This is a genomic window from Pseudomonas sp. R37(2017), assembly GCF_002113375.1.
In the GTDB taxonomy this organism is placed as follows: Bacteria; Pseudomonadota; Gammaproteobacteria; order Pseudomonadales; family Pseudomonadaceae; genus Aquipseudomonas.
In genome coordinates, this window is the sequence record NZ_NEHO01000001.1 from 515,407 (window position 1) to 541,978 (window position 26,572).

At 61.7% G+C, this 26,572-nt stretch carries 30 protein-coding genes; 3 read left to right on the forward strand and 27 right to left on the reverse strand.

Annotated elements, in window-relative coordinates; translation table 11 throughout:
• Window positions 1–37 precede the first annotated feature (37 nt).
• Window positions 38–442 (reverse strand): type II toxin-antitoxin system HicB family antitoxin, encoded by a 405-nt coding sequence (locus CAG47_RS02455; RefSeq protein ID WP_085723312.1) that lies wholly within the window; start codon window positions 440–442, stop codon window positions 38–40.
• On the reverse strand, window positions 442–654 hold the full coding sequence (locus CAG47_RS02460) for a type II toxin-antitoxin system HicA family toxin (RefSeq protein ID WP_085723313.1): 213 nt from the start codon (window positions 652–654) through the stop codon (window positions 442–444). The genes CAG47_RS02455 and CAG47_RS02460 overlap by 1 nt, the downstream gene beginning before the upstream one ends.
• Before the next feature lie 185 nt (window positions 655–839).
• On the opposite strand from CAG47_RS02460, the gene CAG47_RS02465 reads away from it, so the two are divergent.
• Complete coding sequence (locus tag CAG47_RS02465) at window positions 840–1,727, forward strand: LysR family transcriptional regulator (protein ID WP_085723314.1); 888 nt, start codon at window positions 840–842, stop codon at window positions 1,725–1,727.
• A 67-nt stretch (window positions 1,728–1,794) separates the two neighbouring features.
• Here the strand turns inward: CAG47_RS02465 and phnN are convergent, their stop codons facing one another.
• The 11 genes from phnN to ccmA form a co-directional block, all read right to left on the reverse strand.
• Window positions 1,795–2,388 (reverse strand): phosphonate metabolism protein/1,5-bisphosphokinase (PRPP-forming) PhnN, encoded by a 594-nt coding sequence (gene phnN / locus CAG47_RS02470; RefSeq protein ID WP_085723315.1) that lies wholly within the window; start codon window positions 2,386–2,388, stop codon window positions 1,795–1,797.
• Between the two features lie 14 nt (window positions 2,389–2,402).
• Window positions 2,403–2,810 carry a hypothetical protein gene (locus CAG47_RS02475; protein WP_085723316.1) on the reverse strand — a complete coding sequence of 136 codons (408 nt, stop codon included), beginning with the start codon at window positions 2,808–2,810 and terminating at the stop codon, window positions 2,403–2,405.
• Between the two features lie 15 nt (window positions 2,811–2,825).
• Complete coding sequence (gene ccmI, locus CAG47_RS02480) at window positions 2,826–4,028, reverse strand: c-type cytochrome biogenesis protein CcmI (protein ID WP_085723317.1); 1,203 nt, start codon at window positions 4,026–4,028, stop codon at window positions 2,826–2,828.
• The gene (locus tag CAG47_RS02485) at window positions 4,021–4,494 is read right to left on the reverse strand and encodes a cytochrome c-type biogenesis protein (protein WP_085723318.1); all 474 of its coding nucleotides are present in this window, start codon (window positions 4,492–4,494) and stop codon (window positions 4,021–4,023) included. The genes ccmI and CAG47_RS02485 overlap by 8 nt, the downstream gene beginning before the upstream one ends.
• Window positions 4,491–5,027, reverse strand: a complete 537-nt coding sequence (locus CAG47_RS02490; protein ID WP_085723319.1) for a DsbE family thiol:disulfide interchange protein — start codon at window positions 5,025–5,027, stop codon at window positions 4,491–4,493. The genes CAG47_RS02485 and CAG47_RS02490 overlap by 4 nt, the downstream gene beginning before the upstream one ends.
• Window positions 5,024–7,012, reverse strand: a complete 1,989-nt coding sequence (locus CAG47_RS02495) for a heme lyase CcmF/NrfE family subunit (protein WP_085723320.1) — start codon at window positions 7,010–7,012, stop codon at window positions 5,024–5,026. Before CAG47_RS02495 ends, CAG47_RS02490 begins: the two co-directional genes overlap by 4 nt.
• 3 nt (window positions 7,013–7,015) lie before the next feature.
• Window positions 7,016–7,471, reverse strand: coding sequence for a cytochrome c maturation protein CcmE (ccmE, locus tag CAG47_RS02500; protein ID WP_085723321.1), 456 nt, complete (start codon window positions 7,469–7,471; stop codon window positions 7,016–7,018).
• Window positions 7,468–7,644 (reverse strand): heme exporter protein CcmD, encoded by a 177-nt coding sequence (gene ccmD / locus CAG47_RS02505; protein ID WP_057398391.1) that lies wholly within the window; start codon window positions 7,642–7,644, stop codon window positions 7,468–7,470. The genes ccmE and ccmD overlap by 4 nt, the downstream gene beginning before the upstream one ends.
• Window positions 7,641–8,396: a heme ABC transporter permease gene (locus CAG47_RS02510; protein ID WP_085723322.1), complete on the reverse strand. Its 756-nt coding sequence runs from the start codon at window positions 8,394–8,396 to the stop codon at window positions 7,641–7,643. The genes ccmD and CAG47_RS02510 overlap by 4 nt, the downstream gene beginning before the upstream one ends.
• A gap of 74 nt (window positions 8,397–8,470) precedes the next feature.
• The gene (ccmB, locus tag CAG47_RS02515) at window positions 8,471–9,139 is read right to left on the reverse strand and encodes a heme exporter protein CcmB (RefSeq protein ID WP_085723323.1); all 669 of its coding nucleotides are present in this window, start codon (window positions 9,137–9,139) and stop codon (window positions 8,471–8,473) included.
• Entirely contained in the window at window positions 9,136–9,771 is a 636-nt protein-coding gene (ccmA, locus tag CAG47_RS02520; protein ID WP_085723324.1) for a cytochrome c biogenesis heme-transporting ATPase CcmA, read from the reverse strand. Before ccmA ends, ccmB begins: the two co-directional genes overlap by 4 nt.
• Before the next feature lie 199 nt (window positions 9,772–9,970).
• Between ccmA and CAG47_RS02525 the strand changes: the two genes are divergently transcribed.
• Window positions 9,971–11,545, forward strand: a complete 1,575-nt coding sequence (locus tag CAG47_RS02525) for a flagellar hook-length control protein FliK (protein WP_085723325.1) — start codon at window positions 9,971–9,973, stop codon at window positions 11,543–11,545.
• Window positions 11,542–11,871: an EscU/YscU/HrcU family type III secretion system export apparatus switch protein gene (locus CAG47_RS02530; protein WP_085723326.1), complete on the forward strand. Its 330-nt coding sequence runs from the start codon at window positions 11,542–11,544 to the stop codon at window positions 11,869–11,871. Before CAG47_RS02525 ends, CAG47_RS02530 begins: the two co-directional genes overlap by 4 nt.
• A 122-nt stretch (window positions 11,872–11,993) precedes the next feature.
• Here the strand turns inward: CAG47_RS02530 and CAG47_RS02535 are convergent, their stop codons facing one another.
• The 14 genes from CAG47_RS02535 to flhA form a co-directional block, all read right to left on the reverse strand.
• Window positions 11,994–12,386, reverse strand: a complete 393-nt coding sequence (locus CAG47_RS02535; RefSeq protein WP_085723327.1) for a DUF2802 domain-containing protein — start codon at window positions 12,384–12,386, stop codon at window positions 11,994–11,996.
• Entirely contained in the window at window positions 12,387–12,872 is a 486-nt protein-coding gene (locus CAG47_RS02540; RefSeq protein ID WP_007980742.1) for a chemotaxis protein CheW, read from the reverse strand.
• Between the two features lie 73 nt (window positions 12,873–12,945).
• Window positions 12,946–13,887, reverse strand: a complete 942-nt coding sequence (locus tag CAG47_RS02545) for a CheW domain-containing protein (protein ID WP_085723328.1) — start codon at window positions 13,885–13,887, stop codon at window positions 12,946–12,948.
• A 114-nt stretch (window positions 13,888–14,001) separates the two neighbouring features.
• On the reverse strand, window positions 14,002–14,790 hold the full coding sequence (locus tag CAG47_RS02550; RefSeq protein WP_085723329.1) for a ParA family protein: 789 nt from the start codon (window positions 14,788–14,790) through the stop codon (window positions 14,002–14,004).
• 43 nt (window positions 14,791–14,833) lie between these two features.
• Window positions 14,834–15,724 (reverse strand): flagellar motor protein MotD, encoded by an 891-nt coding sequence (gene motD / locus CAG47_RS02555; protein ID WP_085723330.1) that lies wholly within the window; start codon window positions 15,722–15,724, stop codon window positions 14,834–14,836.
• A gap of 19 nt (window positions 15,725–15,743) precedes the next feature.
• Window positions 15,744–16,484: a flagellar motor protein gene (locus CAG47_RS02560; protein WP_085723331.1), complete on the reverse strand. Its 741-nt coding sequence runs from the start codon at window positions 16,482–16,484 to the stop codon at window positions 15,744–15,746.
• Window positions 16,484–17,614, reverse strand: a complete 1,131-nt coding sequence (locus CAG47_RS02565; RefSeq protein ID WP_085723332.1) for a chemotaxis response regulator protein-glutamate methylesterase — start codon at window positions 17,612–17,614, stop codon at window positions 16,484–16,486. The genes CAG47_RS02560 and CAG47_RS02565 overlap by 1 nt, the downstream gene beginning before the upstream one ends.
• A 48-nt stretch (window positions 17,615–17,662) precedes the next feature.
• On the reverse strand, window positions 17,663–19,918 hold the full coding sequence (locus tag CAG47_RS02570) for a chemotaxis protein CheA (RefSeq protein ID WP_085723333.1): 2,256 nt from the start codon (window positions 19,916–19,918) through the stop codon (window positions 17,663–17,665).
• Window positions 19,919–19,971: 53 nt separating this feature from the next.
• The gene (locus CAG47_RS02575; RefSeq protein WP_085723334.1) at window positions 19,972–20,760 is read right to left on the reverse strand and encodes a protein phosphatase CheZ; all 789 of its coding nucleotides are present in this window, start codon (window positions 20,758–20,760) and stop codon (window positions 19,972–19,974) included.
• A gap of 21 nt (window positions 20,761–20,781) precedes the next feature.
• Entirely contained in the window at window positions 20,782–21,153 is a 372-nt protein-coding gene (locus CAG47_RS02580; protein WP_003183998.1) for a chemotaxis response regulator CheY, read from the reverse strand.
• 167 nt (window positions 21,154–21,320) lie between these two features.
• Window positions 21,321–22,061 (reverse strand): RNA polymerase sigma factor FliA, encoded by a 741-nt coding sequence (gene fliA / locus CAG47_RS02585; RefSeq protein WP_085723335.1) that lies wholly within the window; start codon window positions 22,059–22,061, stop codon window positions 21,321–21,323.
• The gene (gene fleN, locus CAG47_RS02590; protein ID WP_085723336.1) at window positions 22,058–22,888 is read right to left on the reverse strand and encodes a flagellar synthesis regulator FleN; all 831 of its coding nucleotides are present in this window, start codon (window positions 22,886–22,888) and stop codon (window positions 22,058–22,060) included. The genes fliA and fleN overlap by 4 nt, the downstream gene beginning before the upstream one ends.
• Before the next feature lie 116 nt (window positions 22,889–23,004).
• On the reverse strand, window positions 23,005–24,333 hold the full coding sequence (gene flhF / locus CAG47_RS02595; protein WP_085723337.1) for a flagellar biosynthesis protein FlhF: 1,329 nt from the start codon (window positions 24,331–24,333) through the stop codon (window positions 23,005–23,007).
• Between the two features lie 11 nt (window positions 24,334–24,344).
• Window positions 24,345–26,474 (reverse strand): flagellar biosynthesis protein FlhA, encoded by a 2,130-nt coding sequence (gene flhA / locus CAG47_RS02600; RefSeq protein ID WP_085723338.1) that lies wholly within the window; start codon window positions 26,472–26,474, stop codon window positions 24,345–24,347.
• Between the last annotated feature and the right edge of the window lie 98 nt (window positions 26,475–26,572).

Below are 26,572 nucleotides of genomic sequence, written 5' to 3' on the forward strand. Positions count from 1 at the left end.
AGAAAGCTTGCCAGCAAATGCCAGCGGTGCCCCCAATTCATTGTCGAACCAGCTTCTCCATCGCCGCATCCGCCAAAAATGAGGAGCGGCTTTTGACGTTGTGCTCGCGCACATAGCGGTCGATGCGCTGTATGACATAGCCGGGCAGCGTGACATTGACCTTCTCGGTCTTGCCCATGTATGGCGAGATGTCCAGTTCCAGCATGCCCCAGCCCATGTCGGCGAATTCCGGATTGCCGCGGTGCAATGCCGCCGAAGTCGGCATCGGAATCGTATCGCCGTCTGCAGCCATCTCCTGCAGCAGGATGTGGGCAATTTCGACGGCTGCGTTGTACGCCTCTTCAAAAGTATCCCCGGCGGTCACCGCACCTGGAATATCGGGGATCTGGATACCGATGGCGGTGTTCTCATCGCCCCATTCGATACAGATTGGATATTGCATTATGGATCTCCTGCGTAACTGGCTGGCGGGCAGTTCAGCCCGGCCCGCCTCCTGATGCTCTTGACCGTCCCGATCGGTAAATCCTTCTTTGGATGAGGGACGGGAATGGTGTATGGGTTGTAAGCATGCGTGAAGATGTGATGACTGCCAGTAACCCGGTCCAGGGTCCAACCCGCTTCCACCAACTCCTTGATCAATAGCCTGCTCTGCACCACCAGCCTCCTTGCTTGGCAAAAACAAAAATAACCCTAGAGTTATCTTTACTCAAGCACAGAAAACCGAAGCACGACGTTCGGTTGTTTAACAGAGTGTGAGGCAAGCCCCTGATGGAAGCCCTGCCGTTCCCGATTACACTGGGACTTCCAATAACTTCCGGTTTTTGCACAAGGACCGCTCAATGGACCGCCTCGGCGCAATGGAAACTTTCGTCTGTGTGGTGGAGACCGGGTCGTTTTCCGCGGCTGCCCGGCGCCTGGACATCGGCCAGCCGGCCGTGTCGAAAACCATCGCACAACTCGAATCGCGGTTGGCGGTGCGGCTGTTGCTGCGCTCGACCCGTGGCCTGACACCCACCGAGGCCGGGCTGGCCTTTTTCGAACGGGCCAGGCGCGCCATCGAAGAAGCCGACGAGGCCGATAACGCCGCACGTGGTTCCGCTGGCGGGCTGAGCGGCAACCTGCGCATCTGCGCGGCGGTCACCTTCGGTCGGCTGCACATCGTGCCGCACCTTGGGCCTTTCCTTGAACAAAACCCGGCGCTGAACATCGATCTGATGCTCGATGATCGCAACGTCAACCTGGTGGAAGAAGGCGTCGACATCGCCCTGCGCCTGGGCGAGCTGAGCGACTCGGCGCTGACCGCCCGCAAGATCGCCGAATGCCGGCGCATGGTACTGGGCACACCGGCGTACTTCGCAAAACACGGCGAGCCCACCTGCCCCGCCGACCTGTGCAGGCATCAGGCAATCGTCTACTCCCTCGGTGGTGGCGCAAACTGGCCATTCAACAAGGCCGGCGAAGAGCAGTCGGTAATCATCAACGGCCGGATCCGCGTCAACGCCGCCGAGGGTTTGCGTGAAGCCGTGCTGGCCGATCAAGGGCTGGCCATGGCCTCGCAATGGATGTTCGCGCCGGAACTGGCGGATGGTTCGGTCCGGGAAGTGATGAAGGACTGGACACTGCCGAACCTGGATCTGTGGGCCGTTTTCCCCACCGGGAGAATGGCCAGCGCCAAGGCCCGGGCGTTTGTGGAGTATGTGCAGGGGTTGTTGGCCAGGAAGGCCTGACCGACCGTTCAATCAAGGTCAAATGACCGCAGGCTGCGTCAGCTCCCGCAATGACCGCGTACGTACGTCATCGCTCGTGTTCGTTCCCCGCTGCGTCAATGCCTTGGGCATGCACGTCAATACAGGCCAGCAAACGCTGGACCGTATGCTCAAGCGCCCCGGAGTTGTCGAGCAGGTGCACGGCCGGGTCTTGCGCCAGCAGTTGCTCGTTGAAACGGGCATTGCGTGCCAAACGCTGATCGATCTCGATCAGCGACTCACGCCCGCGCTCCAGCAGTCGTTGACGCAATACAGCCTGGTCCACGGTCAGCAACACCACCAACACATTCGGATAGCGCAGACGCGTATTTTGCAAATGCCCCCGGGAGCCATTGATCAGTACGTCCTGCCCGGCAGCCAGCCAATCGTCGATTTCCCGCGGGATGCCATAGGACAACCCATTGGCATGCCAGCTCAGGGCAAATGCGCCCCGGGCCTGCATATCGGCGAACTGCCGGGCACTGACGCCCAGCGCCTCTTCGCCCACGGCTTCGGCCGAGCGCGTGATGACCCGCCGCACGATGCGGCAGCCGCGTTCGGCCAGCCTCGTTCGCGCGGCATCCAGCAGGCTGTCCTTGCCCGAACCTGAAGGCCCGATGAGATAGATCAACCTGCCTGACATCAAACCACCCTCTTTTACTGCCCGAACTGCCGCCCCAGGCCACCCGGCACACCGTGGATGTCAGTCTCTTCCCACGGCCCGTTCGGACTGATCGACCGGCTCCAGCCGTTATCCCAGCGGTAATAGGTGCGCTGGCGATAAAAGGTATTGGGTTGGTTATCGAGCACATAAACCCCCAGCTTCGGATCCCAGTGGCTATTGCCCCCGGGTGGTGGCGCGAAGCTGGCGGAGGTGCGTGGCAACGGCTTGGAGGGCTTGGCCGGTATGGTCGGCTTGCTCGGCACGGGCGACGTCGATGGCGTTGGACTGGGCTGCGACGGCGGGAACGGTGGCGGCGCCTGATGTTCCGTTGGTTGCTGGACCGCACAAGCGCTTAACCCCATAACGACGCTGAGCAGGGTGATACGAGCGAATGCGGTCATGATTGCGTTTTCCTGTTATTTGTCCGGGCTGTCGATAGTCAGTGTCTGCGGCGCGGTGGTGCTGCTGGCCAGGGGCTGGCTGCGACCGATCCATTCGCCGGCGGTGGGTTTGCCGGCACGGGAAATGCGCGCAACCAGTTGGACTTCAGGGAAGTTCGACAGTTTCAATTGCGGCATCATCGCATCGGCATCACCCAGTTCGACAGTCACCGGCAGATCAGCCACGGTCATGCGCTTGACCGCCAGTGGGGCCGGAGGACCGGAGATCGCACGGGCGAAGATGAACACGCTGTCACCCGGCTGAACCCTGGCTTTCAAATCCGCAGCCAGATCGACGCTGACCTTGAGCAACGCCGAGGCCTTGGCCGCCGGTGCTTGCGCAACCTTGCCGCCACTGGCCACCAGCTTCTCCGTGGCCCGGGTGATCCCGCCTTGCAACGCCTCGCGGGATTTGTCGTCCGGTGGCAACTGCGCCAACAGGCGATTCCAATAGTCGATGGCGTCCTGATAACGCTCGCCTTCAAACGCGGCGATGCCAAGCAGGCCGAGGCTGGTGACCTCCTTCGGATCAGCCTTGAGCGCTTCGTCGGTCAGGGCCTGGACCTTGTCCGACCACTTCTTGCCATCGGCGAAATACTGGGCCTGGGCCCATTGACCGAGCAGCTCTGGCTGACGACCGGCCAGGTTCACCGTGCGTTCGAACATCTTCGCCGCGTCCGCCGGGCGATCCTGAGCCATATAGGCTCGACCGAGGAAGTACATGCCTTCGGCGGAATCCGGTTGAGCGGCGACCACGCGCTCCAGGCGCTGGGTCATTTCTTCCATCGACTTGGGTGCCTGGGAGAATTCGCGGGTCAGTTCGACCTTGTCGCTGGCACCGTAATGCATGTACAGCCCCAGTCCCAGCACCGGCACCAGAACGGCCGCCAGCAACGGCAAGGGTTTGCCCAGACGCGACACCCGTGGCGCTTCGACGCCCTCGGTATCCGCCAGCAACTCACGGGCGGCTTCAGCGCGACCGGCGTCCATTTGCGCGGCATCGAGCACGCCCTCTTCCTGCTGAGTCTGCAACTCAGCCACACGCTCCTGATAAAGCGCGACGTTGAGGGCGGTACGATCCTCTTCACGCTGGGCGCGACGGCTGCGCAGCACCGGGATCAACAGAAAACTCAGGGCAACCAGAAGCAGCAGACCTGCAGCGAGCCAGAAATCAATCATTCTTGGTTTTATCCAACAGGTGGTCGAGGCGCGAGCGCTCCTCGGCAGACAGCGAGCCCGGGGTGTCGGTGCGTTGCACGCGCCGACGGCGGACAATCACCGCGATGATCACGACACCGCCCAGCAGCAGGCCGGCGGGGCCGAACCAGAGCAAGGCGGTCTTGGCATTCAGGGCCGGTTTGTAGCGGACGAAATCACCGTAGCGATCAACCATGAAGTCGATGATCTGCTGGTTGTCCTTGCCCTCGCCAAGCATGCGGAAAATCTCTTTGCGCAGGTCGGCGGCAATCGGCGCATTGGAGTCGGCGATGTCCTGGTTCTGGCACTTGGGGCAACGCAGCTCCTTGGTCAGCTCACGAAAACGCTCGCGATCCCCTTCCCTGGCGAATTCGTAGGTGTCGATGGCCGCGTGGGCCGCACCCGCCAGGCTCAAGCCCAGTACAGCGGCAGCAATCCAGCGCTTCATGGCTTGGCCTCGTCGACCAGCGCCTGATACTTGGCCGCCAGTTTTTCACGCCAGACCTGCTCGTCGATCACGCCGACAAACTTGTCGCGGATGATGCCCCTGGCGTCTATGAAGAAGGTTTCCGGCGCACCGTATACACCGAGATTCAGGCCCAGCGAGCCGTCATCGTCACGAATGTCCAGCACATACGGATTGTGGAAGTCCGTCAGCCACTTCAAGGCATCGGCGTTGGTGTCCTTGTAGTTGATGCCGTAGATCACCACGCCTTGCTGGGCCAGCTTGTTCAACACCGGGTGCTCGACCCGGCAGGAAATGCACCAGGTGCCCCAGACGTTGACCAGCGCTGGTTTGCCCAGGATGTCGGCCTTGCTCAACGTCTTGTCGCCCTGCACCGACGGCAGGGAAAACTCCGGGAACGGCTTGTTGATCATCGCCGAGGGCAACTCGGCGGGATCCAGGTACAGCCCACGGTAAAGGAATACAGCGACCACCAGAAAAATCGCCAGTGGCAACAACATCAACCAACGCTTCATGCAGTGGCTCCCGACATGCCCAGTGCTTCACGCACACGGCTTTTGACCTTGACCCGATAACGCCGATCCAGCGCCGCCAGCAAGCCGCCTGCACCTGTCAGCAAACCACCGAACCAGATCCAGCGCACGAACGGCTTGACGTGCACGCGCACAGCCCAGGCGCCGTTACCCAGGGGCTCGCCGAGGGCGACATAGAGGTCGCGGGTGAAACCGGCGTCGATGCCCGCTTCGGTCATCACCGAATTCTGCACGGTGTACAGGCGTTTTTCCGGGTGCAGCACGCTGACTTCCTTGCCGTCGCGGATCACCCGTACGGTGCCCTTGTCGGAGGTGAAGTTCGGGCCTTCGAAGTGCTTGGCGCCTTCGAAAATGAAGTGATAACCGGCCAGGTCCATGGACTCGCCCGGTGCCAGGCGCAGGTCACGCTCGGCACTGTTCTGGCTCGACAGCACGACACCCAGCGCACACACGGCGATGCCCAGGTGCGCGACCTGCATGCCCCAGTAGCTGCGGGTCAGCGTCGACAAGCCTTTGATCAGGCCTTTGTGCCGAGTCTTGTCGAAGATGTCACGCACGCCGGCCAGCAACACCCAGGCGGCGAGCATGAAGGTGGCGAGCACGGCCCAGTTGAAATCGCCGTACGCGACCCCGGCCACCACGGCCATGGCGGCGCTGCCCAGCAAGACCGGAGTCAGCATGCTCGCCAGCCATTTCAGCGGGGTGTCTTTCCAGCGCACGATCACGCCGACCGCCATCACCACCATCAGCAACGCCATCAACGGAATGAACAGCGCGTTGAAGTACGGCGGGCCGACCGACAGTTTGGCGCCGGTCATGGCGTCCAGAATCAGCGGGTACAAGGTGCCGAGCAGAATCATCGACGCCGCCACCACCAGCACCAGGTTGTTGCCCAGCAACAGGGTTTCCCGGGACCAGAGGTTGAAGCCGACCTGGCTCTTGACCACCGGCGCGCGCAGGGCGAACAGCGTCAATGAACCACCGACCACGAACAGCAGGAAAATCAGGATGAACACGCCGCGCTCCGGATCGGACGCAAAGGCGTGCACCGAGGTCAGCACGCCGGAACGCACGAGGAAGGTGCCCAGCAGGCTCAAGGAGAATGCGGCGATGGCCAGCAACACGGTCCAGCTCTTGAACACGCCACGTTTTTCCGTGACCGCCAACGAGTGAATCAGTGCGGTGCCCACCAGCCATGGCATGAACGAGGCGTTTTCCACCGGGTCCCAGAACCACCAGCCACCCCAGCCGAGTTCGTAGTACGCCCACCACGAGCCGAGGGTGATGCCGATGCCCAGGAACGCCCAGGCCACGATGGTCCACGGACGCGACCAGCGCGCCCACGCGGCATCCAGGCGACCGCCCATCAGCGCGGCGATGGCGAAGGCGAAGGCCACCGAGAAGCCGACGTAGCCCATGTACAGCATCGGCGGATGCACGATCAGGCCGATGTCTTGCAGCAGCGGGTTGAGGTCGGCACCGTCGCCAGGCACTTGCGGCAGGATGCGCTTGAACGGGTTGGAGGTCATGATCAGGAACAGCAGGAAACCGCTGCTGATCATGCCCATCACCGCCAGCACGCGGGCCAGCATGACCTGCGGCAACTGCCGGGAAAACACCGACACCGCGAAGGTCCAGCCGCCAAGAATCAAGGCCCACAACAGCAGGGAACCTTCGTGGGCACCCCACACGGCGCTGAACTTGTAGTACCACGGCAAGGCGCTGTTGGAGTTGTTGGCCACATAGGCCACGGAGAAGTCATCGACCATGAAGGCATAGGTCAGGCAACCGAAGGCAAACGCCAGAAAGGTGAACTGCCCCCACGCGGCCGGCTGGGCCAGGCTCATCCACAGGCGCTCGCCGCGCCAGGCACCGAGCAATGGCACCACGGCCTGGGCCAGGGCGAAGCACAGGGCCAGGATCATCGCCAGATGACCCAGCTCGGGAATAAAGATGCCGGATGTCATGGATCAACCCTCCTTCGCGGGCGTTGGAGCCGATTGACCGCTGTCTTTGAGCGCCTTGGTCACTTCCGGCGGCATGTACTTCTCATCGTGCTTGGCCAGCACTTCATCGGCCACCACCACGCCATCGGCATTGAGCTTGCCCAGGGCGACGATGCCCTGCCCTTCGCGGAACAGGTCCGGAAGGATGCCGCGATAGGTGATGGTCACGGATTTGTTGAAGTCGGTGACGACGAACTTCACGTCCAGGGAATCACTGGAACGCTGCAACGAACCGGCCTCGACCATGCCTCCGGCGCGGATGCGCGTGTCATGCGGGGCTTCTCCGTTGGCAATCTGCGTGGGGGTGTAGAACAGATTGATATTCTGCTGCAGGGCGCTCAGGGCCAGGCCGACGGCAGCGCCGACCCCGACGAGGATCGCGAGAATGATGACAAGACGCTTTTTGCGCAGCGGATTCACTTACCGTTCTCCCGGCGCAACCGACGCGCCTCTTGTTGCAGATACCGCTTGCGGGCCAGGATCGGCGCCGCCACGTTGAGGGCCAGTACCACCAGGCAAATGCCATAGGCTGACCAGACATACAGGCCATGATGGCCCATGGCGATGAAGTCGCCGAATGAAGCAAAACTCATCGAGCGACCTCCAGGCTGTTTTCCACTTCGGTCTTGACCCAACTGGCCCGGGCTTCGCGCTTGAGCACTTCAAGACGCATGCGCAGCAGCAGGACCGCGCCGAAGAAACAGTAGAAGCCCAACGCAGTCAGCAGCAATGGCAGCCACATTTCGGCGGGCATTGCCGGTTTTTCGGTGAGGGTGAAGGTCGCGCCCTGGTGCAGGGTATTCCACCACTCCACCGAGTACTTGATGATCGGGATGTTGATCACACCGACGATCGCCAGCACCGCGCAGGCCTTGGCCGCACTGTCACGATTGCTGATCGCGTGGCCCAGCGCAATGAGACCGAAGTACAGGAACAACAGGATAAGCATGGACGTAAGTCGTGCATCCCAGACCCACCACGAGCCCCAGGTCGGCTTGCCCCAGATCGCCCCGGTGACCAGCGCCACGGCGGTCATCCAGGCGCCGATGGGCGCCGCGCATTGCAGGGCGACGTCGGCCAGCTTCATCTTCCACACGAGGCCGACGATGCCGCACACGGCCAGCATCACGTAGATGGACTGCGCCAGCATGGCGGCCGGGACGTGGATATAGATGATGCGAAAGCTGTTGCCTTGCTGGTAGTCCGGCGGCGCGAAGGCCAGGCCCCAGACCACGCCAACGCTGATCAGCAGCAATGCCGCGACGCTCAGCCAGGGCAGCAGTCTGCCGCTGATGCCGTAAAACCATTTGGGCGAGCCGAGTTTGTGAAACCACGTCCAGTTCATACTGTTTCCATCACGGTTGCTCTTTACTGTGAAGAGCCGGGGGTCTTTACTGGTTGTTTTTTAACCAGACCTCATTATTCGCCGACGCTGATCTTCAGGCCAGCAGCTATTGCAAAAGGTGCCAGGGTTATCGCCAGGGCGGTCAGGCTACCCAGCCACAGGAGATAACCGGTCGCCGGCATGCCCTGCAAGGCAGCCTGCAAGGCGCCACTGCCAAGGATCAACACCGGGATGTACAGCGGCAGAATCAACAGTGCCAGTAACAGGCCACCGCGCTTCAAGCCCACGGTCAGTGCCGCACCCACCGCACCGAGCAGGCTCAGTACCGGTGTACCGAGCAGCAACGAAAGCAGCAACACCGGCAGACAGGCGGCAGGCAAACCCAGCATCAACGCCAGCAAAGGTGCGAGCAAAACCAGTGCCAGGCCGGAAAAAGACCAGTGTGCCAGCACTTTGGCCAATACCAGAAGTGCCAGGGGGTGCGGCGAAAGGACCCACTGCTCGAGCGATCCATCCTCGAAATCACTGCGGAAAAGCCCGTCCAGCGAGAGCAAGACCGATAAAAGTGCCGCAACCCAGACCAGTCCCGGAGACAAGGTTTGCAACAATTGAGACTCGGGGCCGACCGCCAGCGGGAACAGGGAAACCACGATGGCGAAGAACACCAGCGGATTGGCCAGCTCCGCCGGACGACGGAACAGCAGACGTGCCTCGCGGGCGACCAACAGGCCGAAAACACTCATACGGCCCAATTCCCCAGATCGATGTCACGATAACCGGCCGGCATCCGGCTCAGCGTGTGGTGCGTGGTCAATACCACCATGCCACCGCGCTCGCAGTGGCCGGCGAGATGTTCTTCCAGCTGTGCCACGCCCTGCTTGTCGAGGGCGGTAAAGGGCTCATCGAGAATCCACAGCGGCGGGCTGTCCAGATACAGGCGCGCCAACGCGACGCGGCGTTGCTGACCGGCAGACAGGGTGTGGCAAGGCACATCCTCGAAGCCGCGCAGCCCGACCGCGGCCAGCGCCTGCCAGATCGCCTCGTGGGTCGCCGGATGATGCAAGGCACAAAGCCAGCTGAGATTCTCTTCCGGTGTGAGCAAATCCTTGATCCCGGCCGCGTGGCCAATCCACAGCAGATTGCGCGCCAGCTCAAAGCGTTGCTCGTTCAGCGGCCGGCCATTGAGCAACACCTGACCGGCGGTCGGCTGCATCAACCCCGAGAGCAAGCGCAGCAGGCTGGTCTTGCCACTGCCGTTGGGGCCGCTGATTTGCACCATTTCGCCACTGGCCAGTCTCAAATCGAGATTTTCGAAAAGCAGCCGAAGGTCTCGCTCACAGGCAAGGGCAACGGTTTGCAGGACTGGACTGGTCAAGGGTTCACGGGCCTTATACGGTTCAAGTCGGCACTGGCGCGGCCGTTAAAGAGATGCAGCATAGATGCAATGACGTCTTGTTCTAGAGAGCTGCGTCAAACAATTGCAAAGTTTTCGCCATTTTTGGATACAACGGCGCGGCATTATACATGCCAGACCTTACTCTAAAGAGAGCATTTTCCTCAGGTTGTGACCGCGTATGACAGGCGAAATGAACATCCTCCCGCTTCCGCAGATCCTCCCGGCGACGTCACGCCCGCAGGTGCTCAGCGGTGAACTGCTCAAATTGCTGACACCGATGGAGGGACTGATCAGCGCCGGCCAAACCGCCCAGGCCGAAGTGTTGTCGCTCAAGCAGGCGGATCAGACTTTCCAGATGCTGCTCAAGGTCACCCTCGACAGCGGCCGCCAGACTACGGTCCAGACCACCGGCCAGCAACCGCTGGCCCAGGGCACGACGCTGCTCGTCAGCCAACCTTCGGCCGGCAACCTGGCCGTGACGGTGCAACAGGCCATCGCGTCCAGCGTCGCCACCCTCACCCGTCTCGACACCGCGCAACTGCCGGTGGGTACCCTGTTGCAGGGCAAAGTGCTGACCTCGCAGGTTCTGCCGCAGGTCCCCGGCCAACCCATGGTGTTTCGCTCGATGGTGAGCCTGCTCAATACCGCACTGAGCGGCAGCACCCTGAGCATCGACAGCCCGCAGCCCTTGCGCATCGGCACCTTGCTGAGCGCCCAGGTGCAGGACGCCCGGACCGTGAAGTTCGTGCCCCTGAGCGGCCGCCAGGAGCAACTGGCGGTGACCCGGCAACTGGTCGACCAGCAAAGCCGCCAAGGCTCTCTGGATGGCTTGCTCAAGCTCCTGCAGAATCTCCCGCCCTCGGACCAGACCACCGCCGAACTGCGCAGCGTCGCTGCCCGCCTGCTCGCCGGCCTGCCGGATGTTCAACAGTTGAGCACCCCCAAGGGCCTGGCATTGGCCCTGGCCGGCAGCGGTGCGTTCCTCGAGAGCAAACTGCTGAACGGGCAAAACCCGTCGCTTGCGCCGGACATGAAAGGCGACCTGCTCAAACTGGTTGCGCAATTGAGTCAGGGCTTGCCGGCCACCACCAGCCTCGGCGCGATCATCGCCGCCAATACCCTGGCCCAGGCCATGCCGAATTTTGTTCGCAATGCCCTGGGCATGCTCGGTCAGGTCAGTGCCAAACCATCGCCGACCGGGTTCCCGCTGCCCGAACGCCTGTTGCAAAGCGCCGAAGGTGAAGGCGATCTCGAACACCTGCTACGCCTGGCCGCCGCCGCGGTTTCACGCCTGCAAAGCCATCAGTTGTCGAGCCTGGAACAAACCGGCGTAACCGCCGACGGGCGACTGATGAGCACCTGGCAGCTGGAAATCCCGATGCGCACTCTGCAGGACATCGTGCCCTTGCAGGTCAAGTTCCAACGCGAAGACACTCCCGAAAAAGAACCGCCAAAGGAGCGTCGCGAAGAGCGCGGGCCCAGTCAGCAGCTGTGGCGTGTGGAACTGGCCTTCGCCATGGAGCCTTTGGGGCCGCTGCAAATCCAGGCGCAACTGATCAAGGGCAGCCTCTCCAGCCAGCTCTGGGCCGAGCGGCCGTACACCGCCAGCCTGATCGAAAGCAATCTGGCCGGGCTGCGTGATCGCCTGCTGTCAGCCGGCCTGAACGTCGGCGACCTGGACTGCCACCTCGGCACACCGCCCCAAGGCCCGCAAACCCGCCTCGATCAACGCTGGGTGGATGACACCGCATGAAAGACCCCAACGCCCCACGCCAGGCCATCGCCCTCAAATACGACGGCACCCACGCCCCGACCCTCACCGCCAAGGGCGACGAAGAACTGGCGGAAGAAATCCTGCGGATCGCCCGCGACTGCGAAGTGCCGATCTACGAAAACGCCGAGCTGGTGAGGTTGTTGGCACGGATGGAACTGGGGGACAACACTCCCCAGGAGCTTTATCTGACAATCGCCGAGATCATTGCGTTTGCGTGGAATCTGAAGGGGAAGTTTCCGGCGGGGCAGGATCCGGATTTGCAGAAATTGGAGAAGGATGTGACCGAGCGCGGGGAAGACTACTGAGTTTTCACCGCCGCCATCGCGAGCATGCTCGCTCCTACAGTTGTTCTATGTCGGACATGGAGCATGTAATACCTGTAGGAGCGAGCCTGCTCGCGATGGCGATTTCAGCCTGAGCGCAACACTCAGTTCTTGTGAAGCTTGCTCATCAACTCCGCCTCAGCCTGGGTCAAGCCGCAGGACTGGGTCAGTTCGTTGACGCTGGCGCCCATCCCGACCAGCCGCGCCGCCTGGGCGAACGACAGGCTTGTAGGGTCGCGTTGTTCCAGCTGAGCGAGTTTGTCTGGCAACGGCGCAACGATCGCCCGCAGTTCGTGCAGGTCTTCGCCCATGCGCACGTTGCCGTTCTGGTAGTCGTCGACGCGCTTGCCCAGGTCCTTGATGCGCTGGTCACGCAGCGCATCAGCCTTGGCCTGTTGCGCGGCAATCTGCTTCTGGGCGCGAATGTACGCCAGGAACATTGCCAGCGTGCCCGCCCAGAACAGGAACAGGACAATGACCGCAACCTCGAGAATCAATCAGATACTCTCCAGTTCCGACCATTCTTCTTCGCTCATCATCTTGTCCAGCTCGACCAGGATGAGCAATTCGTTGTTCTTGTTGCACACGCCCTGAATGAACTTGGCGGACTCTTCGTTACCCACGTTCGGCGCGGTTTCGATTTCCGACTGGCGCAGGTAAACCACTTCGGCCACGCTGTCGACCATGATCCCGACCACCTGCTTGTCGGCTTCGATGATGACGATGCGGGTGTTGTCGCTGATCTCGGCATTCATCAGGCCGAAGCGCTGGCGGGTGTCGATCACGGTGACGACGTTGCCGCGCAGGTTGATGATGCCCAGCACGTAGCTCGGCGCACCCGGGACCGGGGCGATTTCCGTGTAACGCAGGACCTCCTGAACGCGCATCACGTTGATGCCGTAGGTCTCGTTGTCCAGCTTGAAGGTGACCCATTGCAGGATCGGATCTTCGGAACCTTTTGCCGCCGTCGCCTTATCATTCATACCCTGACCCCTCAAGTAACCGCCCTGGCGGTGTGTGTTCCGTGCAACGCCATCGAGTGGCGTCGCCTGTTGTTTATTTAACGTTTGTCGGTTTGTGGTTCGGCTTGCCGCCGGACATGTGCTTTGCCCCGCCACTGGCGATCAACTCCGCCAGCGAGGCGACGTCGAGCAAGGCGCACATGTGCTCAATCACCGTGCCGGCGAGCCATGGCCGCTGCCCCCGGTGACTTCTCCATTTGATTTCATTCGGGTCCAGACGCAACGAGCGGCTGACCTGATGCACCGCCAGCCCCCACTCGTAGCCTTGCACCGAAATCACGTATTGCAGGCCCTGCTTGAAATCGTCGCGGTAGCGATCGGGCATGACCCAACGCGCGGTATCGAGCACCTTGAGGTTACCGGCCTGGCTCGGCAGGATGCCCAGGAACCATTCGGGCTGGCCGAACAGCGGCGTCAGCTCGTGACCGGCCAGGGAATAGATCGACCCCAGGCACACCAGCGGTACCGCCAGGGTCAAACCGGCGACATCGAACAGCAGGCACTCGAAGGGTTCGGCAGCCCAGGACGGACGACCATCGCTGTCCATCGGTGGCGGTGTATTGCTCGGTGGCAGATGCACTTCGACGACGGGCGGGACCAGCGCTTGAGGCACTTCGACAACAGCGGGTTGCGCTGCCGGCTGCACCTCGACGGCCGGCGGAACCAACGCCTGGAGCAACGGTGCGATGGTCGATACCGGCGCCAGCATGGGTGTCGGTGCTTCGACCACGGCTATTGGAGCCTTCGCTAGCGGTGTGACCACAGGCGCGGGGGCAACCACGATTTTCTGCGCATCGCGGGCCTGCTCTTCAAGCACTGCCGCCTGGAATTCGTCCAGCGCCGCTTCAACCTCGACCACCTGGGCAGGCGCTTCGATTTCGGGCGCAAATTCCTCGGTGACGTCCTGCAGCAAGCTGTCCAGATAAGACTGAAGCGCCAGTTGCGGGCGCGAGGTGGTCTTCAATGGCCGGTTCATGCGCACACACCTGTGCTCGCGATGAACCTGTGCGCACCAGGGGGTGTCAGGTTTCCCGCGTCGTCGTTGACGACCATCGCGAGCGTGCTCGCTCCTACAGGGATGGAGGTCATGTCAGGCCACCTGCGCAACGAGTTGCGCCGCCAGCAGATGCTTGAGCAATGCGCGGTAAGCGAGAACGCCGCGGCTCTTGCCGTCGAACTGCGAAGGCGTCAGACCGGCACGGCTGGCATCGCGCAGACGCGTGTCCACCGGAATATAGCCTTGCCAGATTTCGTCGGGGAATTTGTCGCGCAGCACGCGCAATGTGCCGAGTGACGCCTGGGTGCGGCGGTCAAACAGGGTCGGCACGATGGTGAATGGCAATGCCTGTTTGCGTGAGCGGTTGATCATCGCCAGGGTGTTGACCATGCGCTCAAGCCCCTTGACCGCCAGGTGTTCGGTCTGCACCGGAATCACCAGTTGCTGGCTCGCAGCCAGGGCATTGACCATCAGCACGCCGAGCAATGGCGGGCTGTCGATCACCGCGTAATCGAAGTCCTGCCACAGTTGCGCCAGGCTCTTGGCAATCACCAGGCCCAAACCGCTCTGCCCCGGCGACTGGCGCTCGAGGGTGGCCAGCGCGGTGCTGGAGGGCAGCAGGGAGATGCGTTCGTCACTGGTCGACAGCAGCAGTTGACCCGGCAGGCCTTGGGGCACGTTGCCCTTGTGCAGGAACAGGTCGTAGTTGCTGTGTTCCAGAGTGTCGGGGTCGTAGCCGAAGTAGCTGGTCATGGAGCCGTGGGGGTCGAGATCGACCACGACCACACGCTTGCCCGCCTCCGCCAGCAACCCGGCTAAAGCGATGGAGGAAGTGGTTTTACCGACACCACCCTTTTGATTGGCGACTGCCCAGACTCTCATTCGGATTGTTCCTCCCGGCCGATTGGATCGACCGAGAAATAGCTCAACGTGTTAATGCGGGTGACGGAGAATTGACGGCGTTCTCTCGTACCGGCGACTTGACCGGGGTCGGTGCAGTTTGTGTGCCAGCACGCTTCAATGCCGCATCCGGTTGCGCATTGGCGGTTCCGGTGCCGGTCAGGCTGCGGCGCACATCGAGGTTGCGCGACACCACCAGCACCACGCGACGGTTGCGGGCACGGCCTTCGGCGGTGGCGTTGTTGGCCACCGGCTGAAACTCGCCATAGCCCACCGAGGCCAGGCGACCGGGGTTCACCCCCTGCATCGCCAGCATGCGCACGATACTGGCCGAACGGGCCGAGGACAGTTCCCAGTTGGTCGGATATTGCGCGGTGCGAATCGGTTGATCGTCAGTGAAACCTTCGACATGAATCGGGTTGTCGAACGGCTTCAGGATCGCCGCGACTTTGTCGATGATGTTGAACGCGATGTCGCTGGGCATGGCGTCGCCGCTGCCGAACAACAGGCTGGAGTTGAGCTCGATCTCGACCCACAACTCATTGCCGCGCACGGTCATCTGGTTGGAGCTGATCAGGTCACCAAACGCCGCGCTGATGTCGTCGGCGATGCTTTTGAGTGGATCGCTGGCGCCGGCGACACCGGCATCGACCTGGTCACTGTCCTTGACCAACGGCTTGGCCGGGGTCACGGTCTTCGGTCGCTCGTCACCGATCGGGATCGGCTTGAGCGCGCGATCGGTATCGGTGAACACCCCGATCAGCGCTTCGGAAATGACCTTGTACTTGCCTTCGTTCACCGACGAAATGGAATACATCACCACGAAAAAGGCGAACAGCAAGGTGATGAAGTCGGCGTAGGAAACCAGCCAACGCTCATGGTTTACATGCTCTTCATGCTGGCGACGACGGGCCATGAGGTTATTCCCTTATTGCCTAATCCATGAAGCCCTGGAGCTTCAACTCAATGGAGCGAGGGTTTTCACCTTCGGCGATCGACAGCAGCCCTTCGAGCAGCATTTCGCGATAACGCGACTGGCGCAACGCAATGGATTTGAGTTTGGCGGCAATCGGCAGCAGCACCAGGTTGGCGCTGGCCACGCCATAGATGGTGGCGACGAAGGCCACGGCGATGCCGTTACCCAGTTGCGACGGATCACCGAGGTTGCCCATGACGTGAATCAGGCCCATAACCGCACCGATGATGCCGATGGTCGGCGCGTAGCCGCCCATGCTCTCGAAGACCTTGGCCGCTTCGACATCGCGGCTTTCCTGGGTGTAGAAATCCACTTCCAGAATGCTGCGGATCGCTTCCGGCTCGGCACCGTCGACCAGCAGTTGCAGGCCTTTGCGCGCATAGTTGTCGGGCTCGGCATCGGCGATGCCTTCAAGGCCCAGCAGGCCTTCCTTGCGCGCCGTCAGGCTCCAGTTCACCACGCGGTCGATGCCACCGGCCAGGTCGACGCGAGGCGGGAACAGGATCCAGGCGAGGATCTGCATGGCGCGCTTGAAGGCGCTCATCGGCGATTGCAGCAGCGCGGCGCCAATGGTGCCGCCGAGCACGATCAGTGCTGCCGGGCCGTTGGCCAGGGCGCCGAGGTGACCGCCTTCAAGGAAGTTGCCGCCAATGATGGCGACGAATGCCATGATGATGCCGATCAGGCTTAGAACATCCATCAGATGCACGCCTCGACCAGGTGCCTGCCAATGTCGTCGAGGCTGTACACCGCGTCGGCGAGTTCAGCTTTGACAATGGCCATTGGCATGCCGTAGATCACGCAACTGGCTTCGTCCTGCGCCCAGATCGAGCTGCCGCCCTGCTTGAGCAGGCGCGCACCTTCACGACCGTCGGCGCCCATGCCGGTCAGGACCACCGCCAGAACTTTGTCGCCGTAGGACTTGGCCGCCGAACCGAACGTAATGTCCACGCACGGCTTGTAGTTCAGACGCTCGTCACCCGGGAGGATTTTCACCGCGCCACGGCCGTCGATCATCATCTGCTTGCCGCCCGGTGCCAACAGCGCCAGGCCCGGACGCAGGATGTCGCCATCCTCGGCTTCCTTGACGCTGATGCGGCAGAGCTTGTCCAGGCGTTCGGCGAAGGCCTTGGTGAAGGCTGCCGGCATGTGTTGAACCAGCACGATCGGCGCCGGGAAGTTGGCCGGCAACTGGGTCAGGACCCGCTGCAAGGCGACCGGACCGCCGGTGGACGTACCAATGGCAACCAGCTTGTAGTTTTTGCGTTTTGGCGCAGGCGACGACGGACTGGCCGCAGGCGTACGCGCAGGGATCGGTGCCGGTGCCGGACGCACAGGCGCGCTGTTGCCAAAGCTGCCAATGCTCGAAGGTGCGGGCGTCGGGGCTGGCGCGGCGACAGGTGCCGGGGCGCTGTAGTGACTGATGCGACGATTACTGCGCGAGATGCTGAGGATTTTCTCGCACAGCAGTTGCTTGACCTTCTCGGGGTTGCGCGAGATGTCTTCGAAATTCTTCGGCAGGAAGTCCACCGCACCGGCATCCAGCGCATCGAGAGTGACCCGGGCGCCTTCGTGGGTCAGCGAGGAGAACATCAGGACCGGGGTCGGGCAGCGTTGCATGATGTGCCGCACGGCGGTGATGCCGTCCATCATCGGCATCTCGTAGTCCATCGTGATCACGTCGGGCTTGAGGGCCAGCGCCTGATCGATCGCCTCTTTGCCGTTGGTCGCCGTGCCGACGACCTGGATACTGGAATCCGCTGAAAGAATTTCCGAGACGCGGCGGCGGAAAAACCCCGAATCGTCCACCACCAGGACTTTGACTGCCATAAACACTCCATTAGATGGAGCGAGGCCAGGCGCCCCGCTCCACCAGAATCAAATACGCCGTGTGGCGTAACGCTTGAGCATGCTCGGAACATCGAGAATCAGCGCGATGCGGCCGTCACCGGTGATGGTGGCGCCGGACATGCCCGCGGTTCCCTGGAGCATTTTGCCCAATGGCTTGATGACCACTTCCTCCTGGCCCACCAGTTGATCGACGACAAAGCCGATCCGCTGCGTGCCCACCGAAAGGATCACCACGTGGCCCTCGCGCTGCTCTTCGTGAGCGGCGGAGCTGACCAGCCAGCGTTTGAGATAGAACAATGGCAGCGCCTTGTCCCGCACGATCACCACTTCCTGGCCGTCCACGACGTTGGTGGTCGACAGGTCGAGGTGGAAGATCTCGTTGACGTTCACCAGCGGGAACGCAAACGCCTGGTTGCCGAGCATGACCATCAGCGTCGGCATGATCGCCAGGGTCAGCGGCACCTTGATGACGATCTTCGAACCCTGGCCCTTGGCCGAGTAGATGTTGATCGAACCGTTGAGCTGGGAAATCTTGGTTTTCACCACGTCCATGCCCACACCGCGACCCGATACATCGGAGATCTCGGTCTTGGTCGAGAACCCCGGGGCGAAGATCAGGTTGTAGCACTCGGTATCGCTCAGGCGATCGGCCGCATCCTTGTCCATCACGCCACGCTTGACCGCGATGGAGCGCAGGACATTCGGGTCCATGCCTTTGCCGTCATCGGAGATCGACAGCAGGATGTGATCGCCCTCCTGCTCGGCCGCCAGGATGACCTTGCCGCCACGGGCCTTGCCCGAGGCTTCGCGTTCTTCCGGCGATTCGATGCCGTGGTCGACCGCGTTGCGCACCAAGTGGACCAACGGATCGGCCAGGGCCTCGACGAGGTTCTTGTCGAGGTCGGTGTCTTCGCCGACCAGTTCCAGGTTGATCTCTTTCTTGAGCTGGCGAGCCAGGTCGCGAACCAGGCGCGGGAAGCGCCCGAAAACTTTCTTGATCGGTTGCATCCGGGTCTTCATGACCGCGGTCTGCAGGTCGGCCGTGACCACGTCGAGGTTCGACACGGCCTTGGACATGGCTTCGTCGCCGCTGTTGAGACCCAGGCGGACCAGGCGATTACGTACCAGCACCAGCTCGCCGACCATGTTCATGATCTCGTCGAGACGCGCAGTATCGACGCGTACGGTGGTCTCGGCTTCGCTCGCCGTTTTTTCCGCCGGTGGCGCGGCCGGGGCGCGGGACGGTGCCGGTGCAGCAGCGGCTGCCGGGGCTTCGGCTTTTGGCTCCGGGGCCTTGGCGACCGGTTTCGGCGCCGCCTTGGCTGCCGGTGCCACCACAGCGGCGCTCGAACCGTTGGCCACAGCCGCGGAGCCGACTTCGCTGAACTTGCCCTTGCCGTGCAGTTCATCGACCAGCGCTTCGAACTCGTGATCGGAAATCAGATCGCTGCCGGCCGCCGCGGCGGCGGGTGCTGCAGATGCAGGCACCGAAGCGATGGCCGACTCCAGTGCCTCGACAGCAAAGTTACCTTTGCCGTGCAACTGGTCGAGCAGTGCTTCAAATTCGTCGTCAGTAATATCGGAACTGTCGCTCGCCGCTTTCGGAGCCTCTGGCGCAGCCGGAGCCGGTGCAAGCGCATCGACGGCAAACTGGCCTTTACCGTGCAACTGATCGAGCAACGACTCGAACTCGGCATCGGTGATTTCGTCGCTGCCAGCCGCATCGCTTGCAGGTGCCTGAGCAACCGTGGGCGCCTCGGCCTGTGCCTTCACGGCGTTGAGCGAGTCCAGCAGCTGCTCGAATTCGTTATCGGTAACATCGCCTGCATCGGCTTCCACCACAGGTGCTTCAACCTCTGCGATCACTGGCGCAGCAGTCACTTCGTCCGCCGATTGCGGCTCGGCCAGGCGGGCCAGTGCCGCAAGCAGTTCCGGAGTCGCAGCCGTGATCGGGCTGCGTTCGCGGACTTCGCTGAACATGCTGTTCACCGCGTCCAGCGCTTCGAGAACCACGTCCATCAGCTCCGAATCGACGCGACGCTCGCCCTTGCGCAGGATGTCGAACACGTTCTCGGCGATGTGGCAGCACTCCACCAACTCGTTGAGCTGGAGGAAGCCGGCGCCCCCTTTTACAGTGTGAAAACCGCGAAAAATTGCATTGAGCAGATCCGCATCATCCGGACGGCTTTCCAGCTCGACCAGTTGCTCGGACAGTTGCTCTAGAATCTCGCCGGCCTCAACCAGGAAATCCTGAAGGATCTCTTCATCGGCGCCGAAGCTCATTAAGGGTGTGCTCCTACAGGTCTAAAAACCCAAAAACCTAAAATGCCTGAATTCTAAAAGCCCAGGCTGGATAACAAGTCGTCCACATCATCCTGACCGGATACAACGTCTTCTCTTTTATCGGCATGAATCTGCGGACCTTCACCCTGAGAGAGATGTTTTTGTGGATCTTTTTCAGCCAGCATCGCTTCACGGTCATGTTCGATGCCCGCAAAGCGGTCCACCTGGCTGGCCATGAGCACGAGCTTGAGCAGGTTGCTTTCAACTTCGGTGACCAACTGGGTCACGCGCTTGATCACTTGCCCCGTGAGGTCCTGGTAATCCTGGGCGAGCAGGATGTCGTTGAGGTTGCCCGACACCGCGCGGTTGTCCGTGCCGCTGCGTGCCAGGAAACCGTCGACCCGTCGAGCCAGCTCACGAAACTCTTGCGCGTCGACCTCGCGTCGCATGAAGCGTCCCCAGTCCGCGCTCAAGGCCTGGGCTTCGTCCGCCAGGCTGTTGACCAGCGGCGTGGCACTTTCCACCAGGTCCATGGTGCGGTTGGCCGCGGCCTCGGTCAGCTTGACGACATAGCCCAGACGCTCGGTGGCGTCGGTGATCTGGGACACTTCTTCGGCTTGCGGCATGTGCGGGGCAATCTGGAAATTGACGATCGCGCTATGCAGTTCGCGTGTGAGCTTGCCCACTTCCTGATACAGGCCGCGGTCACGGGTCTGGTTGAGCTCATGGATCAATTGCACCGCGTCGCCGAACTTGCCCTTTTCAAGGCTCGCGACCAGTTCGACGGCGTGTTTTTTCAGGGTCGATTCAAAATCGCCCAATGAAGTTTCGTTATTGCCCATAGCTCCCCCGTGGCGCACTCATCAACCGATGCGTTCGAAAATCTTCTCGATTTTTTCTTTCAACGCCTGGGCCGTGAAGGGTTTGACCACATAGCCGTTAACGCCGGCCTGGGCCGCTTCGATGATCTGCTCGCGCTTGGCTTCAGCGGTCACCATCAGCACCGGCAGGTGCTTGAGCTTTTCATCGGCACGCACGTGGCGCAGCAGATCGATACCGGTCATGCCAGGCATGTTCCAGTCCGTTACCAGAAAGTCGATGCTTCCGCTGTTGAGTACCGGAATGGCGGTAGTGCCATCGTCGGCCTCGACGGTGTTGGTGAACCCAAGGTCACGCAGCAGGTTCTTGATGATCCGCCGCATCGTTGAGAAGTCATCAACGATGAGGATTTTCATGTTCTTGTCCAATTCGACCTCCAAGCAGTCTTAAACGCGCCCAGCACCTGGACGCGCCGTTTCAATCAATCCGGCAAAGCACTCGATGACTGTCTGGAGCACAACAGATCGAGACCGGGGCAGTCAGCACCACACCAGCCTCGTTCGCAGTGTCCCCCACACTGCCTTCAGCGCGCTCGCCACTCCCCCAAACGCCCCCGCAAACGGGCCGCGCACTGGCTGTGTAACTGGCTGACCCGCGATTCGCTGACCCCCAGGACCTCACCGATTTCCTTGAGGTTCAACTCTTCGTCGTAGTACAGCGCCAACACCAGGCGCTCACGCTCCGGCAAATTGGCAATCGCATCCGCCAGCGCCGCCTGGAAGCGTTCATCTTCCAGATCGCGTGACGGCTCGAGATGAGCATTGGCGCCATCCTCGTGCAGCCCTTCGTGTTCGCCGTCCTGCAAAAGATCGTCGAAACTGAATAACCGGCTGCCCAGGGTGTCGTTCAAAATTCCGTAGTAATCATCGAGACTCAATTGGAGTTCGGCCGCAACCTCGTGATCTTTAGCGTCACGGCCGGTTTTCGCTTCAATCGAGCGAATGGCGTCGCTGACCATGCGCGTATTGCGGTGAACCGAACGTGGCGCCCAGTCTCCCTTGCGCACTTCATCGAGCATGGCGCCGCGGATTCGAATGCCCGCGTACGTCTCGAAACTGGCGCCTTTGCTGGCGTCATATTTGCTCGACACTTCAAGCAGGCCGATCATCCCGGCCTGGATCAAGTCTTCGACCTGGACACTGGCCGGCAAGCGCGCCAGCAAGTGGTAGGCAATGCGTTTAACCAGCGGCGCGTAACGCTCGATCAGCTCGTACTGCGCATCACGGGCTGATTTTTTGTAGAGGTTGTAACCGCTGGCCGTCATAGCACAGGACCTGCTGTTTGCTGCACGAGGCGCTCGACGAAAAACTCCAGGTGCCCGCGCGGATTGGCCGGCAGCGGCCAGGAATCGACCTTCTGCGCGATAGCCTTGAACGCCAGCGAGCACTTGGAACGCGGGAACGCCTCGTAGACGGCACGCTGCTTCTGCACAGCCTTGCGCACACTTTCGTCATAGGGCACCGCGCCGACATATTGCAGGGCGACGTCGAGGAAGCGATCCGTGACCTTGGTCAACTTGGCGAACAGGTTGCGCCCTTCCTGCGGGCTCTGGGCCATGTTGGCCAGGACGCGGAAGCGGTTCATGCCGTAGTCGCGGTTGAGCAACTTGATCAAGGCGTAGGCATCGGTGATCGAGGTCGGCTCGTCGCACACCACCAGCAGCACTTCCTGGGCTGCGCGCACGAAACTGACTACCGAGTCACCAATGCCCGCAGCGGTGTCGATCACCAATACGTCGAGGTTGTCGCCGATATCGCTGAAGGCCTGGATCAAGCCAGCGTGTTGCGCAGGGCTCAGATGAACCATGCTCTGTGTGCCGGATGCCGCCGGAACGATACGGATGCCGCCAGGCCCCTGCAGCAGTACATCGCGCAGTTCGCAGCGGCCCTCGATCACGTCGGCCAGGGTACGTTTGGGTGTCAGGCCCAGCAGAACGTCGACGTTCGCCAGTCCCAGGTCGGCGTCCAGCAGCATGACGCGCCGGCCAAGCTCAGCCAAAGCCAGGGACAAGTTCACTGACACGTTAGTTTTCCCGACGCCACCTTTGCCGCCGGTCACCGCGATCACCTGTACGGGATGCATGCTGCCCATGTTATTTCTTTACCTTGTCTTGCATAGACGGAGGCCACATTACTGGCTGCGCGTTCGTAGACGGAACAATGCATGGCAGACCATCGATGTAGGTACAAAAACTGTTCATTATTACCTTAGCCGACCTGCTTGGTCGGGCTGTGGTAGATGTCAGCGAACATGTCAGCCATGGCTTCTTCGCTGGGTTCTTCCTGCATTTGCACGCTGACGGCGCGACTGACCAACTGATGACGGCGCGGCAGATGAAGATCATCCGGAATCCGCGGACCATCGGTCAGGTATGCCACCGGCAGCTCATGACTGATGGCCAGGCTCAACACCTCGCCCAGGCTTGCCGTTTCATCCAGTTTAGTCAGGATGCAGCCAGCGAGCCCGCAACGCTTGTAACTATGATAAGCAGCGGTTAGAACCTGTTTCTGGCTGGTGGTTGCCAGAACCAGATAATTTTTCGCGCGGATGCCACGACCGGCCAGACTTTCAAGCTGCATGCGCAGGGCCGGATCGCTGGCCTGCAGGCCGGCGGTATCGATCAGCACCACACGCTTGCGCAGCAATGGCTCCAGGGCCTGCACCAGGGACTGGCCCGGATCGACGTGGGTCACCGACACATTGAGAATGCGCCCCAGGGTCTTGAGCTGCTCCTGGGCTCCGATGCGGAAGCTGTCCATGCTCACCAGCGCAATGTTCTGCGCGCCGTACTTGAGCACGTAACGGGCCGCCAGCTTGGCCAGGGTGGTGGTCTTGCCCATGCCGGCAGGGCCGACCATGGCGATCACACCGCCCTCTTCCAGCGGCTCGATTTCCGGGGTAACGATCATCCGTGCCAGGTGCGCCAGCAACATGCGCCAGGCCTGGCGGGGCTCTTCGATTTCCGTGATCAGCGCCAGCAAATCGCGCGACAGCGGCCCAGACAGGCCGATGCGTTGCAGGCGACGCCAGAGATTGGCCTGGTCCGGACGGCTGCCTTGCAGCTGATTCCAGGCCAGGGAGCCGAGCTGGACTTCCATGAGCTCGCGCAGGCTGTTGAGCTCGAAACGCATCGAGTCCAACGCGCGCGGGTCCACGCCAGCGGATGCCGGTGCAGCGGCAGGCGCGGGGCGAAGGGGTTCGCTGTACGTCGGCTCGATCAGCGGCTCGGCGGCGGTCAACGGCAGGCCGGCGAACAACTGACGGTTGGTGCCCTTGTCGCTCTCGCCTTCGCCGCGCAGGCTCAATTCGGCCTGGGCGGTGACGATCCGCGACTGTGTCTTGCGCAACTCATCTTCGAGTTCCATGTTCGGTACACGCGGCGCCAGCGCCGACAACTTGTAATCAAGCGCTGCCGTCAGCTCGACCCCGCCGGCGATCCGGCGGTTGCCGATAATGGCGGCATCGGCGCCCAGCTCATCGCGAACCAGCTTCATGGCCTGACGCATATCGGCGGCGAAAAAACGCTTAACTTGCATAAACCACTACCTCAGCCGTTGGGCCCTACTGTCGCAACGATGGTCACTTGCTTGTTGTCAGGGATTTCCTGGTAAGCCAACACGTGCAAACCCGGGACTGCGAGGCGGCCGAATCGCGAGAGCATCGCGCGAACCGGACCGGCCACCAGCAGAATCACCGGCTGACCTTGCATCTCCTGGCGCTGCGCCGCGTCGATCAGCGAGCGTTGCAGCTTCTCAGCCATGCTTGGCTCCAGCAGAACGCCCTCTTCCGAGCCTTGTCCTGCCTTCTGCAGACTATTGAGCAATATCTGTTCCAACCTTGGCTCCAGCGTGATAACTGGCAGCTCCGACTCAGTGCCTACAATGCTTTGCACGATTGCACGGGATACGCCAACACGCACGGCAGCCACCAGCGCGGCGGTATCTTGACTCTTGGCGGCATTGTTGGCGATGGCCTCGGCGATGCTGCGGATGTCGCGCACAGGCACTTGTTCGGCCAGCAGCGCTTGCAACACCTTGAGCAACTGCGACAGCGAAACCACGCCCGGCACCAGCTCTTCGGCCAGTTTCGGCGAGTTTTTGGCCAGCAATTGCATGAGTTGCTGCACTTCTTCGTGACCGATCAGTTCACTGGAATGCTTGTAGAGTATTTGGTTCAGGTGAGTGGCCACTACGGTACTGGCATCGACCACCGTATAACCGAGCGATTGTGCCTGGGCGCGCTGGCTGATTTCGATCCAGACTGCCTCAAGGCCAAAAGCCGGATCTTTGGCGGTAATGCCGTTGAGCGTGCCGTAGACCTGCCCCGGGTTGATCGCCAGCTCTCGATCCGGGTAGATCTCCGCCTCGGCCAGGATCACCCCCATGAGGGTCAGGCGATAGGCACTGGGCGCCAGGTCGAGGTTGTCACGGATATGCACCGTCGGCATCAGGAAACCCAGATCCTGGGACAGCTTCTTGCGCACCCCCTTGATCCGCGCGAGCAACTGGCCGCCCTGGTTGCGGTCCACCAGCGGAATCAGGCGATAACCCACTTCCAGGCCGATCATGTCGATGGGCGTCACGTCATCCCAGCCAAGCTCCTTGGTTTCCTGGGCGCGGGCCGGCGACGGCAGCAACTCCTGCTGGCGCTTGACCTCCTGCAGGGCCTGCACCTTGGCGACGTTCTGCTTTTTCCAGAACAGGTAGGCACCACCGGCCGCCAGGGCTGCCATGCTCAGGAACGAGAAGTGCGGCATGCCGGGCACCAGGCCCATGACCGCCATCAAGCCTGCCGCCACCGCCAGCGCCTTGGGCGAGGCGAACATCTGGCGATTGATTTGCTTGCCCATGTCTTCCGAACCGGAAGCACGGGTCACCATGATCGCTGCCGCTGTCGATAACAACAGTGATGGCAATTGCGCCACCAAACCGTCACCGATGGTCAACAGCGCATACACCTTGCCGGCGTCGGCGAAGTTCATGTTGTGCTGGAAGATACCGACCGCCATGCCGCCGATCAGGTTGATGAACAGGATCAGCAGGCCGGCGATGGCGTCCCCCCGGACGAATTTGCTGGCACCGTCCATGGAACCGTAGAACTCGGCCTCCTGGGCCACTTCCGCACGGCGGGCCTTGGCCTGGGCCTGATCGATCAGGCCGGCGTTGAGGTCGGCGTCGATCGCCATTTGCTTGCCGGGCATCGCATCGAGGGTGAAACGCGCGCTCACCTCGGAAATCCGCCCCGCACCCTTGGTCACCACCACGAAGTTGATGATCATCAGGATCGCGAAGACCACGATACCGACCACGTAGTTACCGCCGATCACCACCTCGCCGAACGCCTGGATCACCTTGCCGGCCGCCGCATGGCCGTCCTGGCCGTGGAGCATCACCACCCGCGTGGAGGCCACGTTCAACGCCAGGCGCAACAGCGTCGCCACCAGCAGAATGGTCGGGAATACCGCGAAATCCAGCGGGCGCAAGGCGTAGACGCACACCAGCAGCACGACGATGGACAGGGCAATGTTGAAGGTAAAGAACACGTCGAGCAGGAACGGCGGCACCGGCAACATCATCATCGCCAGCATGATCAGCAGCAGCAGCGGCACGCCCATATTGCCTCGACTGAGGTCGGCCATGTTGCTGCGGGCACTGTTGATTAACTGAGAGCGATCCACCGGTTTTCCCCGTTCCCTTAAAGCAAACTTTTGACGCCCGAAGCGGGCGCAGGGCCCCTACTGCAAGAAGCTTTCCAACTTTTGCAGAGACAGGGAAT

Coding starts and splice junctions, on each gene's coding strand:
- CAG47_RS02575 (WP_085723334.1), bottom strand. CDS start 20,760: ATGGGCAATAACGAAACTTCATTGGGCGATTTTGAATCGACCCTGAAA.
- CAG47_RS02530 (WP_085723326.1), top strand. CDS start 11,542: ATGAAAGACCCCAACGCCCCACGCCAGGCCATCGCCCTCAAATACGAC.
- CAG47_RS02540 (WP_007980742.1), bottom strand. CDS start 12,872: ATGAATGATAAGGCGACGGCGGCAAAAGGTTCCGAAGATCCGATCCTG.
- CAG47_RS02510 (WP_085723322.1), bottom strand. CDS start 8,396: ATGAACTGGACGTGGTTTCACAAACTCGGCTCGCCCAAATGGTTTTAC.
- ccmB (WP_085723323.1), bottom strand. CDS start 9,139: ATGAGTGTTTTCGGCCTGTTGGTCGCCCGCGAGGCACGTCTGCTGTTC.
- CAG47_RS02550 (WP_085723329.1), bottom strand. CDS start 14,790: ATGAGAGTCTGGGCAGTCGCCAATCAAAAGGGTGGTGTCGGTAAAACC.
- ccmD (WP_057398391.1), bottom strand. CDS start 7,644: ATGAGTTTTGCTTCATTCGGCGACTTCATCGCCATGGGCCATCATGGC.
- CAG47_RS02475 (WP_085723316.1), bottom strand. CDS start 2,810: ATGACCGCATTCGCTCGTATCACCCTGCTCAGCGTCGTTATGGGGTTA.
- CAG47_RS02525 (WP_085723325.1), top strand. CDS start 9,971: ATGACAGGCGAAATGAACATCCTCCCGCTTCCGCAGATCCTCCCGGCG.
- CAG47_RS02490 (WP_085723319.1), bottom strand. CDS start 5,027: ATGAAGCGTTGGTTGATGTTGTTGCCACTGGCGATTTTTCTGGTGGTC.
- CAG47_RS02570 (WP_085723333.1), bottom strand. CDS start 19,918: ATGAGCTTCGGCGCCGATGAAGAGATCCTTCAGGATTTCCTGGTTGAG.
- phnN (WP_085723315.1), bottom strand. CDS start 2,388: ATGTCAGGCAGGTTGATCTATCTCATCGGGCCTTCAGGTTCGGGCAAG.
- fleN (WP_085723336.1), bottom strand. CDS start 22,888: ATGGGCAGCATGCATCCCGTACAGGTGATCGCGGTGACCGGCGGCAAA.
- CAG47_RS02455 (WP_085723312.1), bottom strand. CDS start 442: ATGCAATATCCAATCTGTATCGAATGGGGCGATGAGAACACCGCCATC.
- motD (WP_085723330.1), bottom strand. CDS start 15,724: ATGGCCCGTCGTCGCCAGCATGAAGAGCATGTAAACCATGAGCGTTGG.
- ccmI (WP_085723317.1), bottom strand. CDS start 4,028: ATGATTGATTTCTGGCTCGCTGCAGGTCTGCTGCTTCTGGTTGCCCTG.
- CAG47_RS02580 (WP_003183998.1), bottom strand. CDS start 21,153: ATGAAAATCCTCATCGTTGATGACTTCTCAACGATGCGGCGGATCATC.
- fliA (WP_085723335.1), bottom strand. CDS start 22,061: ATGACGGCCAGCGGTTACAACCTCTACAAAAAATCAGCCCGTGATGCG.
- CAG47_RS02565 (WP_085723332.1), bottom strand. CDS start 17,614: ATGGCAGTCAAAGTCCTGGTGGTGGACGATTCGGGGTTTTTCCGCCGC.
- CAG47_RS02495 (WP_085723320.1), bottom strand. CDS start 7,012: ATGACATCCGGCATCTTTATTCCCGAGCTGGGTCATCTGGCGATGATC.
- CAG47_RS02465 (WP_085723314.1), top strand. CDS start 840: ATGGACCGCCTCGGCGCAATGGAAACTTTCGTCTGTGTGGTGGAGACC.
- flhF (WP_085723337.1), bottom strand. CDS start 24,333: ATGCAAGTTAAGCGTTTTTTCGCCGCCGATATGCGTCAGGCCATGAAG.
- CAG47_RS02560 (WP_085723331.1), bottom strand. CDS start 16,484: ATGGATGTTCTAAGCCTGATCGGCATCATCATGGCATTCGTCGCCATC.
- CAG47_RS02545 (WP_085723328.1), bottom strand. CDS start 13,887: ATGAACCGGCCATTGAAGACCACCTCGCGCCCGCAACTGGCGCTTCAG.
- CAG47_RS02485 (WP_085723318.1), bottom strand. CDS start 4,494: ATGAAGCGCTGGATTGCTGCCGCTGTACTGGGCTTGAGCCTGGCGGGT.